This window comes from Stappia sp. WLB 29 (assembly GCF_023507705.1).
Lineage (GTDB): Bacteria > Pseudomonadota > Alphaproteobacteria > Rhizobiales > Stappiaceae > Stappia.
The window spans coordinates 121,327-134,005 of sequence record NZ_JALBGD010000009.1 but is presented as its reverse complement, the minus strand read 5'-3'; the positions used below and the strand labels follow the sequence as shown (position 1 = coordinate 134,005).

The 12,679-nt window shown below is 66.1% G+C and carries 10 protein-coding genes and 1 tRNA gene; all 11 read right to left on the bottom strand.

Features of this window, described 5'->3' with window-relative positions; translation table 11 throughout:
• The 11 genes from MNI96_RS16835 to MNI96_RS16785 all read right to left on the bottom strand — a co-directional run bounded on the left by MNI96_RS16835 (position 1) and on the right by MNI96_RS16785 (position 12,420).
• Positions 1 to 1,209 carry an acetyl-CoA C-acetyltransferase gene (locus tag MNI96_RS16835; RefSeq protein WP_249695041.1) on the bottom strand — a complete coding sequence of 403 codons (1,209 nt, stop codon included), beginning with the start codon at positions 1,207 to 1,209 and terminating at the stop codon, positions 1 to 3.
• Between the two features lie 41 nt (positions 1,210 to 1,250).
• Positions 1,251 to 3,056, bottom strand: a complete 1,806-nt coding sequence (locus tag MNI96_RS16830; RefSeq protein WP_249695039.1) for an AMP-dependent synthetase/ligase — start codon at positions 3,054 to 3,056, stop codon at positions 1,251 to 1,253.
• Between the two features lie 11 nt (positions 3,057 to 3,067).
• Positions 3,068 to 3,877: an ABC transporter ATP-binding protein gene (locus MNI96_RS16825; protein WP_249695037.1), complete on the bottom strand. Its 810-nt coding sequence runs from the start codon at positions 3,875 to 3,877 to the stop codon at positions 3,068 to 3,070.
• A gap of 5 nt (positions 3,878 to 3,882) precedes the next feature.
• Positions 3,883 to 5,052 carry an ABC transporter substrate-binding protein gene (locus MNI96_RS16820; protein ID WP_249695035.1) on the bottom strand — a complete coding sequence of 390 codons (1,170 nt, stop codon included), beginning with the start codon at positions 5,050 to 5,052 and terminating at the stop codon, positions 3,883 to 3,885.
• 36 nt (positions 5,053 to 5,088) lie between these two features.
• A complete protein-coding gene (locus tag MNI96_RS16815; protein ID WP_249695032.1) occupies positions 5,089 to 6,132 on the bottom strand; it encodes a branched-chain amino acid ABC transporter permease in 1,044 nt (347 codons plus the stop codon).
• A gap of 1 nt (position 6,133) precedes the next feature.
• Entirely contained in the window at positions 6,134 to 7,015 is an 882-nt protein-coding gene (locus MNI96_RS16810) for a branched-chain amino acid ABC transporter permease (protein WP_249695030.1), read from the bottom strand.
• Positions 7,012 to 7,896, bottom strand: coding sequence for an ABC transporter ATP-binding protein (locus MNI96_RS16805; RefSeq protein ID WP_249695028.1), 885 nt, complete (start codon positions 7,894 to 7,896; stop codon positions 7,012 to 7,014). The genes MNI96_RS16810 and MNI96_RS16805 overlap by 4 nt, the downstream gene beginning before the upstream one ends.
• Before the next feature lie 162 nt (positions 7,897 to 8,058).
• Positions 8,059 to 8,838, bottom strand: coding sequence for a FadR/GntR family transcriptional regulator (locus MNI96_RS16800; protein ID WP_249695027.1), 780 nt, complete (start codon positions 8,836 to 8,838; stop codon positions 8,059 to 8,061).
• Between the two features lie 319 nt (positions 8,839 to 9,157).
• On the bottom strand, positions 9,158 to 10,759 hold the full coding sequence (locus MNI96_RS16795) for an ankyrin repeat domain-containing protein (RefSeq protein WP_249695215.1): 1,602 nt from the start codon (positions 10,757 to 10,759) through the stop codon (positions 9,158 to 9,160).
• 144 nt (positions 10,760 to 10,903) lie between these two features.
• A complete protein-coding gene (locus tag MNI96_RS16790; RefSeq protein ID WP_249695025.1) occupies positions 10,904 to 12,214 on the bottom strand; it encodes a hypothetical protein in 1,311 nt (436 codons plus the stop codon).
• A gap of 132 nt (positions 12,215 to 12,346) precedes the next feature.
• Positions 12,347 to 12,420: transfer RNA gene (locus MNI96_RS16785), tRNA-Gln, on the bottom strand.
• Between the last annotated feature and the right edge of the window lie 259 nt (positions 12,421 to 12,679).

Genomic DNA, 12,679 nt, shown 5'->3' with positions numbered 1-12,679 from the left:
TCAGATCCGTTCGATGATGGTGGCGACGCCCATGCCGGCGCCGACGCACAGGGTGACGAGGGCGGTCTGGCGATCCGTCCGCTCCAGTTCGTCCAGCGCGGTGCCGAGGATCATCGCGCCGGTTGCCCCCAGCGGATGACCCATGGCGATGGCGCCGCCGTTGACGTTGACGGCTTCGGGGTCGAGATCGAGCGCCTCGATGAAGCGCAGGGCGACGGCCGCGAAGGCCTCGTTGATCTCGAACAGGTCGATGTCGGCAGCGGTCATGCCGGCCCGCTTCAGCGCCTTTTCCGCCGCGAAGGAGGGTGCGGTGAGCATGATGGTCGGCTCGGAGCCGATTTCGGCAAAGGCGCGAATGCGGGCACGCGGGACGAGGCCAGCGCGCGCTCCCGCCTCGCGGGTGCCAAGCAGCACAGCCGACGCGCCGTCGACGATGCCGGACGAATTGCCGGCATGGTGGACGTGGCGGATTTCGGCAAAGCCGGGATAGCGCTCCAGCGCCACCGCGTCGAAGCCGGCCTTTTCGCCGAGCCCGGCGAAGGACGGTTTCAACCGGCCGAGATCCTCGACGGTGGAGTTGCCGCGGATGGTCTCATCGCGGGCGAGCAGCACCTCGCCGACCCGATCGTGCACCGGAACGATGCTGCGGGAGAAGCGGTCTTCTGACCAGGCCCGTGCGGCACGGCGGTGGCTCTCCACCGCAAAGGCGTCGAGCTGTTCGCGCGAGTAGCCCCATTTGGTGGCGATGAGATCGGCGGAGATGCCCTGCGGCACGAAGGTCGTTGCGGCCGCAACCTGCGGATCGGCGCCCCAGGCGCCGCCGTCGGAGAGGATCGGGATGCGCGACATGGATTCGACGCCCCCGGCAACCATCATGTCGGCCTGGCCGGCCATCACCTTGGCGGCGGCCATGTTGCAGGCCTCGAGACCCGAGGCGCAGAACCGGTTGATCTGGACGCCTGCGGTCTCTTCCGCATAGCCGGCGGCGATGGCGGCAACGCGCGGCAGGCACTGGCCCTGCTCGCCCACCGGCATGACGATGCCCATCACCACGTCGTCGACGAGGGCGGTGTCGAGCGCGTTGCGCTCGCGCACCGCCTCCAGCACGGTGGTGGCAAGGCGGATCGGCGTTACCTCGTGCAGGCCGCCGTCCGGCTTTCCCCGGCCGCGCGGCGTGCGCAGGTGGTCGTAGATCAGGGCGTCGGGCATGTCGGGGTGTCGGGCTCCGTTGGATCCGGGGCGGGGATGCGTCAGCCGGTCGGATAGAGGCTGGCGATCTCTCCGGCATATTTGGTCTGGATGCTGGAGCGACGCACCTTCATGGTCGCGGTGACCTCGTCGTCGTCGTGGTCCAGCTCCTTGATGAGCAGGTGGAAACGGCGGATGTGGGAGACCTGGGCGAGCTGGCTATTGGCGGCGCGGATCTCCGTGTCGACCAGTTCGCGCACTGCCGGGTTCTCGGCAAGGCTGCGGAAGTTGGTGTAGGACAGGCCCTTCTCCTCCGCCCATTTGGCGACGGTCTCGAAGTCGATCTGGACGAGCGCCGCCACGTATTTGCGGCCCTCGCCGATGACGATGCATTCCTTGATGTAGGGGCTGCCCTTGACCGTGTTCTCGATCTCCGAGGGGCTGAGGTTCTTGCCGCCGGCGGTGATCATGATGTCCTTCAGGCGGTCGACGATGCGGAATTCGCCGTTCTCCACCTCGACCACGTCGCCGGTGTGGAGCCAGCCGTCGCGCAGGGAACTCTCGGTGGCGGATGGGTTCTTGTAGTAGCCGACGAAGATGGTATCGCCCTTGAGCAGCAATTCGCCGTGCTCGCCGACGCGTGCCTCGACGCCCTTCGCGGCCGGGCCGACAGACCCGGGAACGAGGCGGTCCAGCGTTTGGCCGAGGGCGACGCCGCTCGATTCCGTCATGCCGTAGACCTCGACCAGCGGCACGCCGATGGTGCGGAAGAAGCGGACGATGCGCGGGGAGATCGGCGCGGCGCCCGTCATGGCGATATGGGCGCGGCGCAGGCCGATATAGTTCTGCAGGGCGCGGAAGACGAAAAGGTAGCAGAGCGCAAAGGTGACCCGCTCACTGAGGCTGCGCTGCGCGCGGGATTTTTCGGCGAAGGGCTCGCAGGCGCGATAGGCCCATTCGTAGAGCGCGCGGCGGTAGCCGCCGGCCTCCAGCATGCGGATATGGATCGAGGAATGCAGCTTCTCCCAGATCCGCGGCACGCCGAGGAAGGAGGAGGGAGCGACCTCGCGCAGGTCCTCCTGGACGGTGCGCAAGGACTCTCCGAAGCAGATCCGCGAGCCGAGATAGATCGGCGCCATCACCGTCACCATCTGCTCGGCGACGTGGCACAGCGGCAGATAGGAGAGGTGGACGGTCTGCGCGTCGAGGTCGATACGGTCGGCAATCGCGATCGCCTGGGCCCGCAGGTTGCGATAGGACAGCATCGCGCCCTTGGGCTTTCCGGTCGATCCCGAGGTGTAGATCATCAGGGCAATGTCATCGAGGCCGCGATCGGCGGAGGCGCTGCGTTCGGACGCTGGCGCCTTGGTGCGGCGCGCATGCCCCATCGCCTCCATGGCGGCGAAGGAGATGACGAAGTCCTGCGAATAGCCGCGCAGGCCCTTGGTCTCGATCACCACGACGCGGCGCAGTTTCGGCAGCTGGTCGCGCACCTCGATCACCTTGTCGAGCTGCTCCTGGTCCTCGCAGACGATGATCTCGCTGTCGGAATGCTCCAGCACGTAGCCGACCTCGTTGGCCGGGCTGGTCGGGTAGACGCCGATGGCGACGCCGCCAACGATGTTGGTGCCGAGCTGCGCCAGCACCCACTCCACCCGGTTCTCGGACAGGATGGCGACATGGCCACCTTCGCCGAGCCCGAGCGCCAAAAGGCCTTCGCCGACATCGCAGGCGCGCTCGTGATACTGGCGCCAGGTAAGGGGATTCCAGATGCCGAAATCCTTCTGCAGGACCGCCACGCGGTCGGGCGTCGCCTCGGCATGGGCGCGCAGCATCTGCGGCAGGGTGAGTTCGGGAAAATCGGCCATGTCGTCTCGCCTCAGGACAGCCAGCGCTTGCGGCGCTTGTAGTGCTTGATGTCGCGGTAGCTCTTGGTGCCCTCGCCGCCGCTGGCGCCGAGGTAGAACTCGCGCACGTCGTCGTCCTTCACCAGCCGCTCCGTCGGCCCGTCGAGCACGATCTTGCCGGTCTCCATGATGTAGCCGTAATGGGCGACGGCGAAGGCGACGGCAGCGTTCTGCTCGACCAGGAGCATGGACACGCCGAGATCGCGGTTGATCGAGGCGATGATGGTGAAGATCTCCTCGACGAGGACGGGAGACAGCCCGAGCGAGGGCTCGTCCAGAAGGATCAGCGAAGGCTGGGCGATGAGCGCGCGTCCGATCGCCAGCATCTGCTGCTCGCCGCCCGACAGGTAGCCGGCGCGCCCGTTGCGCCGCTCGAACAGGCGCGGGAAATACTGGTAGACGAGGTCGAAGGGCGTCGGCTTGAGCCCGCGCCCCGACAGGGCGAAGGTCGCCGCCGTCAGGTTTTCCTCGACCGTCAGGTCCTCGAAGATGCGGCGCCCCTCCATCACGTGGAAGAGGCCGCGCCGCACCAGGGCGTGGGGCGTCAGGCGGGAGATGTCGTCGCCGTCGAAGCGGATCGCTCCGGCCGTTACGGCACCGTTCTCCAGCGCCAGAAGGTTCGACACCGCCTTCAGCGTCGTCGATTTTCCCGCGCCGTTGGAGCCGAGCAGGGTGACGATCTTGCCCCGCCCGACACTCAGTGACAGGCCGCGGAGCACCTGCACGGTCTTGTTGTAGACGACCTCGATGTTGTTGATCTCGAGGAGGATGTCCGCGGCCATCTCACTTACTCCTGAACGCTGATCCAGTCGGACGCCGGCTGCATCTGCTGGGCGCTGGCGTCGTAGCGGTAGATGCGGCCCACCGGGATGGAGTTGCCCGGGATCGAGATCGGCACGCCGATGATGCCGCCGGTGTCGAAGTTCTCGATGGAGTTGAGCGCGGCCTTCAGGTTGGCGCCGTTCAGTTCCTTGCCGGCCTCCAGCGTGCGCTTGGCCGCCTCGGTGAACAGCATGGCGGTCAGGAAGCCCTGCATGTATGGCGTCGACTGGTACTCGGGGCGCATCTCGCGGATGCGGTCCATCATCGGGGCGTTGTCGGCCTCGTCGTAGTAGTAGCGATAGGGCATGACGCCCATGAAGCCGTCGGCGGCCTCGCCGACCTTGGCCCAGATGCTGGAGTCCATCGACCAGAACGTGCCCATGAACTTGGTCTCCAGGCCGAGCTGCTTGGCCTGGGTCATGAACTCGGGCAGCGGCGCCAGAACGTAGCCATGGAAGATGGTGTAGTCCGGACGGGCGCGGCGCAGCTTCAGCACCTCGGTGGAGACGTCGACGGCGGTCGGCGGGGTGATGATCTCCTCCACCACCTCAAGGCCCAGCTCGCCGGCACGCGCCTTGGTGGCAGCGATGGGGTCGCGGCCGAATTCGGTGTCGGAGTTGACCAGCACGATGCGGGCGCCCGGCTTCTCCTTGGCGATGTATTCCAGCAGGATGCCGGTCATTTCCGAATAGTCGGGGCCGGCCATGAACTGGTGCGGAAAGGCCTTGGGATCGTTCAGCTCGGTCGCGAAGGACGCACCGGCCATGATCATCGAGCCGCGGCGGTCGATCTCGCCGTTGATGGTCTTCGCGAAGCCGGTCGAGTCGCCGTAGTAGAGGTGAATCTCGTCCTGGCTGGTCAGCTTGTTGAACACGGCGACGGAGGCATCGACCTTGTAGCCGGTGTCCTCGTAGGCGAGACGCAGCTTGCGGCCCTGGATGCCGCCGGCCTCGTTGACGATCTTGATGTAGTCCTGCATGCCGGCCTCGATGCCGATGCCCGCGAAGGCGAAGACGCCGGTGAGCGGGATCGAGCCGCCGATGACGATGTCGTCGGCCGCAACGGCTGGAAGCGCGGTGGCGATGGCTGCCGATGCCGACAGGGCAAGCAGCGTTCTCCTGGTAAAGCTAAGCATTGTTTCCTCCGGTTTTATCGCGTGACTTTTGGTCATTCACTTCTTGAAGGGCCAGAGATGGAAGTAACGCCGGGATCTCTGGACGATTTCGGCAAGTCCCTTCGGCTCGAAGATGAGAAAGCCGACGATGAGGAGGCCGAAAACGATGGTGCGGACGGGCGAGAGCATCGCCGCCGCATTGGGAAGAACGGGAGTGAGCCAGTCGATGCCGAAGCGCAGCAGCTCCGGCACGAGGGTCATGAAGACGGCGCCCAGAATGCCGCCGAGGATCGTCCCCATGCCGCCGACGATGATCGCGGCAAGGAAGAAGATCGAATAGACGAAGGGGAAGCTCTCCGGCGTCACCACGCGGAAGAAATAGGCCCACATGCCGCCGGCAACGCCCGCATAGAAGGACGAGATCGCAAAGCTCATGAGCTTGTAGCGCAGCAGCGAGATGCCCAGCACCTCGGCCGAGATGTCGCGGTCGCGGATGGCGATGAAGGCGCGCCCGACGCGGGTGCGGAAGAGATTGGCCGCGCCCAGAACCATCAGCGCGGTGATCGGCACGAAGACGAAATAGAGCTGCTGGTACTCCGTCAGCGGCGTGCCGAAGAAGCTCGCCGGCGTCAGCGTCAGGCCGCTGTTGCCGTTGGTCACGCTCTGCCAGTTGACGAAGATGAAATGCAGGATGAAAGAGGCGGCGATGGTGGCGATGGCCAGGTAGAGGCCTTTGACCCGAAGGCTCGGGATGCCGACCACGATGCCGACGGCCGCGGCAATGATGCCGCCGGCGACGAGGTTCAGCAGGAAGGGCGTGCCGAGGTTGAGCTGCATCCAGCCGACCGTATAGGCGCCGACTGCCATGAACGCAGCCTGGCCGAGGCTGACGAGGCCGGTATAGCCGGTCAGGATGTTGAGGCCGGTGGCGCTGGCCACGTTGATGGCGACGAGGCAGGCGAGATAGAGCCAGTAATTGTCGAGCACGAAGGGCGCGATGCAAAGGCTTGCTGCGAACAGGGCCATCCACACGCGCTGCGGCCGGGTGGTCAGCAGCGCCTCGTCGGCCTGATAGCTGTGCTTGGCGGTTCCGATCTGCATGTCAGAGACGCTCGATTTCTGTCGTGCCGAACAAGCCGTAGGGACGGATCATCAAGGCGACGAGGAGGAGGCCGAAGGTGGTGACGAGCTTGTATTCGCCGCCGAGATAGGTTCCCGCCCACGCCTCGATGAGGCCGATGACGAGACCGCCGACAAGGGCTCCGGCGACGGAGTCGAGCCCACCGACGATGACCACGACCAGCGCGGACAGGCCAAAGACGCCCATCGAGGGGGAAATGCCGCCGATGGAGCCGAGCAGGACGCCGGCGCCGGCAGCGGTGCCGCAGCCGATCACCCAGGCGAGCGAGAAGACGCCGGGCACGTTGATGCCGCAGGAATAAGCCGCGGCCTGGTCGGTCGCCGTCGCCCGGAGCGCGACACCGCCGCGCCAGTAGCGGAAGAGGACAAGGAAGACTGCGATCACAACCGCTGCAACCGCGAAGGCGATGGCGATCTTGCGCGAGACATAGGCCTCGCCGATGAAGATCGGCGCGTTGCCCATGAAGGCTGGCAGGGCGCGCGGATCGGTGCCCCAGACGAGCTCGACGAGGCCGACCAGGATCGAGCCGAGACCGATGGTCACCATGAAGACGGCGATCGGGCTTTCGCCGAGCATCGGACGGATCAGCCCGCGCTCGACCACCGCGCCGACGAGGCCGCCGCCGGCAATGGCGAGCGGGATCGCCGCCCAGGCCGGCAGGCCGAGGCCGGCGGCGAAGGCGAAGAAGAGGTAGCCGCCGAGCATCAGCAGTTCGCCGACCGCAAGGTTGATCACGCGGGTCGCCTTGTAGATCAGCACGAAGGCGAGCGCGGTCAGCGACAGCAGGGCGCCGGAGCCGAGGCCCGCCAGCGTCACCTCGAAAAAGAAGAGAAGGTCGCTCATGCCACGTCCTCGCGCGTCTTGCGGTTCGCCGCGGCACTGCCGCCGTCAGCCGGGCCGGCTTCGCCCTTGAGCCGGGCCATCAGAGCGGCCGGATCGCCGCTGCCGAGATAGGCTTCCGTCACATGCGGGTCCGCCTGCACCTCGTGCGGCAGGCCGCGGGCGATGACCTCGCCGAAATTCAGCACGACGACATGGTCGGAGATGTCCATCACCATGCCCATGTCGTGCTCGACCATCAGGATCGTGGTGCCCCATTCCTCCTTCACGTCGAGGATGAAGCGGGCCATGTCCTCGGTCTCTTCGCGGTTCATGCCGGCGACCGGCTCGTCGAGAAGGAGGATGCGCGGGCGCATGGCGAGCGCGCGGGCCAGTTCCACCCGCTTCTGCAGGCCGTAGGACAGCGAGGCGACCGGCATGTTGCGGATGTGGTCGATCTCGAGGAAGTCGATGATGCGGCGCTCGATCTCGGCGCGCAGCTCCATCTCCTCGCGCTGGGCGGGGCCCCAGTAGGCGAGCGCCTGCAGCAGGCCGGTCTTCATGTGGGCATGGCGGCCGAGCTTGATGTTGTCGAGCACGGTCATGCCGCGGAAGAGCGCGATGTTCTGGAAGGTACGGGCAAAGCCGAGGGCGGCGCGCTCCGGCGGATGCATCCGCGTCACGTCGCGCCCGTCGAAGCGCACGCTCCCCTGCTGCGGCTTGTAGAAGCCCGAGATGCAATTGAACATGGAGGTCTTGCCGGCGCCGTTCGGGCCGATCAGCGCGGTGATCGAGCCGGGCTCGACCGAGAAGGACACACCGCGCAGCGCCTTCAGACCGCCGAAGGACAGCGACAGCCCCTCGACCTCCAGGTGCGCCGCGCCGGTCTCGCCGGGCGCGGTCATCGGCGGCCCTTCCGGGGGCACGTTTCGGCACCCTGGCGGCGCATGGGCGCGATGGCGCCGGCCGTCAACGGCCGGTCATGCAGAACCTGCGACATGTTCCTCCCAGTCCTTTGTCTTTCCGGTCTCGGCCGGCGGCCCCCTCCAGGGCCGGAAAACCTCAGATCACGACGCGTATTGCCTCACCCCCGACAGACGCTCGAAGATGCTCTCCACCGGCTCGTCGATATCGCGGCCGGCGCGCTCGAAACCGCGCTTCCAGTCGACCACATGCCGCCGCATCCACAAGCGCGCTTCCTCCTTGTCGCGCGCGGCGACGGCATCGATCAGCCGCCGGTGGGCAGCGACCATGCGGCCGGCGCCTTGCGGCACCCGGCGGCAGATCAGCTCCGAGGTGGGAAAGAACAGTAGTGCGGCCGGCTCGCGCGCCAGTTCCAGCACCCGATTGCGCGAGGCCTTGGCCAGCAGCGCGTGAAACTCCGTGTCGAGACCGGCAAGGCGGACCGGATCGTCCAGCGCCGCCTCGGCCATCGCCTGGTTGGCCTCCAGGGCGGCAAGGTCCTCTTCCGTCGCCTCGTCGACGGCGCTCTCGATCACCCCGAGTTCGAGAATCACGGCCGCCTCGAACAGTTCGCGGAAGGTCACCTGATGCAGCACCAGGGCGCGGCTCATGCGGTCCGACAGCTTGCGGTAGTGGGGAAGGCAGACATAGAGCTTGCGACCGGCCTCGCGCTGGACGAGCCCTGCCTGCTCCAGCAGGCGGATGCCCTCGCGCACCGTCGAGCGGTTGACGCCGAACTGGCGGACCAGTTCCGCCTCGGTGCCGATCTCGTCGCCCGGGCGCAGCCGCCCGGCCATGATCTCGCGCTCGATCGCCTCCGCGACCATCTGGTAGGCGGACGGCACCTTGATCTTTTCGAAGCGACCCGGCTCCGCCACCGACATTGCTGAACGTCTCCTCCCGGACGGCTGCGGCACGCATCTTGGCGGCACGCCTTATCAGTTCGTCCCTTTGTCCGACAAAGGTTGGCATAAGCAGGTTTTGACCGTCAAGCGGATATTTCCTGCCTCTTTCGCCTCCGGATTTCCGACGAGAGGAGACTGATCGGCACTGATCTTGTGTTTTGCCGGTTTGTCGGACAAACGCAGTCCAGGTACTTCGGGCGTCCATGGCCCGGTCGTTTTGCGAACTCGAAGACAGGGTGCGCGAGAAGAGAGGTCCAGAAAGAGACGCGCCGCTGCTCGAACGCGTCACCAACTGCGGTCAGCGTTCCCACGCCTCGCTGGCATCCTGGATGGGCGAGCTCCCGGCCGGCTCCTGGGTCGCAGGCGGCTCCTCGTCGATGCGAGGGAACCGGGAGCGGGGTTCTGTCTGGGCATCGTTCGATGCGTCGAGAATGACGGTGCTGGAGGTAGAATCGAGACTGATCGGCTCAGGATCCTGCGGCAGGCAGGGGAGAGGCCGAGACGGGCTGAGACTGGCTCCGGCAAGGGGGCGAACCTCGATCCACGACCCGGCGGACAGATTCAGGCTGACCTCATGCCGGGTTCTCGGCTGCTCGCCGTAGAAATTTAGCGTGAGCGAGTTGGCCCGGATATGGGCCGAGAAGAAGCCACCGGCAATATAGGTATAGAAATACTGGTAAAATCCGGAACTGTCCGACTCTAACAGCAAACGGATCCGCCGCTGCTGGCCATCGATCTCGCCCTCGTAAGTGACGACGACTTTGTCGCCTGTGGCGCTGCCGGAGCTGTCTATCCCTTCGGCGAAATATCTCGATTTCAGTGCGGAGCCGAATTTCTGGCCGTAAAGCGGCTCGCCCGAGTTGCCTGTTCCGACCTCACCGTAAGGAGAGGCGCTGTCATTCGCCCTGGCAGCCAGCGCGCGGGCCGCCGCCGTCGCCGAGCGCTGGACAAGCCGCTCGAACAGCGGCTGGAAGTAGTAGTGCAGCGCAATCAACGTCTGGTCGCCGGGAACCCCGTCGATGGCGCCCTGGTACAACCCCTTGTCGCGCAGCGCCGACTGCAAGGTGCGCCATGAGGCCGGCTCGCCCGTCGGCGGATAGGGCAGGTCGATTTCCAGCGGCGGCAGGTCGTCGGACGGGAAATGCTTGTCGAGGAAGGCACCGCTGTAGCCGAGCCTGCTCGCCACCATGCGATATCGCGGCATGCCGCGGGCAAGGTTCCTGGTGTCGGAGATGGCGCATACGAGTTCGTCGACTCTGCTCTCTTCGCGCTTGGCGCCGCCGACCAAAGCTGCGACCACGGCATCGATCTTGCCGTCCACGGTGGGCAGCGGGCCGTCCCCGTCGCCTGCCGCCCCGGCCGTCACCAGATGACGGACGATGTCCGCGTGACCGCCGAGGGCGGCGATCATCAGCGGCGTCCATCCGTTGGCGGCCCTTGCGGAGACGTTGGCGCCGTGATCGAGAGCAAAGCGGACAGTGTCGAGATCGCCGAATTCCGCTGCCTTGAGCAGGATCGTATCGGCGGCACCCGGAGACAGCAGTAAGGAGGGTGGGGGAGGCTCGGGGCCGAAATTCTCCAGCCCGGCCACTTCGGCGAGAACCCTGACCGAATAGCCGTCCTCGGTCACGCCCTCGAGGGAGGCACCGAGTTCCTGGAGCTTCAGCGCGTTGTCCACGCGTGCCTGCTGCAGGGCCCGCATGACCGGCGTGTAGCCTTCGGTGTCCTTCAGGTTCAGATCGACGCCCTGTGCGGCGAGGAACGCGAGTGTGTCCGGTGAGCCGCGCATGGCGGCGATCGTCACGAGATTGGTTCCGTCATGCTGCACCGAGGCAAGGTCCAGCCCTGTCTCGGAGAGCTCTTTCAACGTGTCGAGGTCGTCGGCACGGGCTGCGGCCATCACCGCCGCATCGGTTCTGGAGATGCCGTCCTGGGCGGCGAGGGCGCCGGGTCCGACCTGCGGGCAGGTCATCAACAACACGAACAGGGAAACTGTCCGCAGGGCGCTGGTCATCCTTCGCATGGCGATCCCTCGTCCTTGACCTCAAAAGACGCCACATGTCCGACGGCCGCAGTTGTTTCTGCTGCCGTTGCTGTCGGAATTCTGCCTGCTCGGCCTGCTTCTCGTCGCTGGCGTATCTCGCCCCTGCAAGCAATTGGTCCAGCTGAGATGCGGATTGGCCTGGCAGTATTCGTAGCGGGTGCCGCCGGGGTGTCCGCCACTGCCAGCGCCCGAGAGTATGCCGGAACGCGTCCCGTCTGCGCCGTTGCCACGTTGACGCGCGGCCCTCCTGCGTGCCTCGTTCTGACGGCGCTCGTCCAGCACCTGGAAAGCAGCGTTTGCGAGAGAGCGCTGGCGCGGCATCAGCTCCAACAGGGCGTTCGCGACCCTTGCGCGCTCCGCAGTTCCCCAATCCGCTTCCGCCCGCTCCACTTCGCTGGCGATCCAGCGGGTGACGGCATCGGCGCTGTCGGCGGAGAGGCTGCCATCGGCGCGCGCTTCGACGATCTGCGTCATCAGGACTGAGTAGGCGCTGTCCATGGAGGGAGTGTCGCCGGTCGCTTGCAGGTCCCGCAGGACCTCGATCCGCTGGAGCTGGATATTGCGGCTGTGGATCGCGCGGTCCAGCTGCGAGGCGGAGCGGCGCGGATTGGCGGCGCTGTAGCCGTTCTTGGACGACGGGCTGTAGATCTGGAAGCTGGAGGTGGCGCCTTCCAGATAGGCGAGTGCGGCGGCCTGGATGTCCTGCATCCGCGCCGTGCCGTGCTCCACGAAGGCGCGCGAAAGCTGCACGGCGCCGCCCGGGCCGGGCAATCCGCGGGCGCGGCGCAGCCGGTCGGAAACCTCTAACGGCAAGGCTTGCCCGTCGCGCAGCACCACAAAGGGTTTCTGCTCGTGTCCGGCTCCTTGCCGGGCCTGTTCCAGGAACCGGCGGCTTGCCTCGCGCGCCCGTTCTTCGGCCTGGCGGCGGCGCGCTTCTGCTGCCTCCCTGATCTTCCAGTTCTCGAAGGTCTGGCGGCATTGCGCCTCGATGCGTGCCATCTGGTCCTTGAGCGTGCAGGTCTGCCGGTAGATCGGCAGGCAAGCACGCGGACCGTGGTGGTCGCATGCGGTCACCCAATCCAGTTGGCTACGCGATTGCTCGCACTGGCTGGCGCGGGCATCGATTGCACGCAGTCTGGCTTGAAATGGATAGGCGGCGCTGTAGAGATTGCAGTCGGCACTGCTGCGTGGCTGCAGATAGTCCGCCGAAGCGGGCGTTGCCGCAAATGCCAGCATGGCGCCGGCGAGGATGCCCAGGACTTCGCGTTCCACCGGCAGATCCTCCGGAGCGGACAATGTCACGTAGAGCAACAGACCCACCTGCAGCCTAGCCGGGTAGGGGTATTCTCTCAAGCATCAACGCGCGGACGCACTCATATGCCGCTGCGGGTGCTGGCGGGCATTGTTCGGAGCGAAAAGTGTGTGGGTGTACAGGAAGAGAGTTGGCTGGGGAACCTGGATTCGAACCAGGACTAACGGAGTCAGAGTCCGCGGGTCTACCGTTAACCTATTCCCCAACGTCGTTGGATGCCGTGTCCGGAGATTGCCGGAAACTAGGGATCTTCGGGCCGCACAACCTCTCGGCCGTTGGTGCCTTGCGATCCCGCCGGAAGAGCTTTTGGCAAAACCCAACCGACGCCCACCGCGAAGCGGCGACGCATCCATGGGCGGCTTTTTATGAATGCGGACCTGCGCTGTCAAGCATGGATGCCGGCTCACGGAAAAATTGATCCCTTCTGCCTGTGCATATCCGCGCGCCGCCTCCCATATCATGAG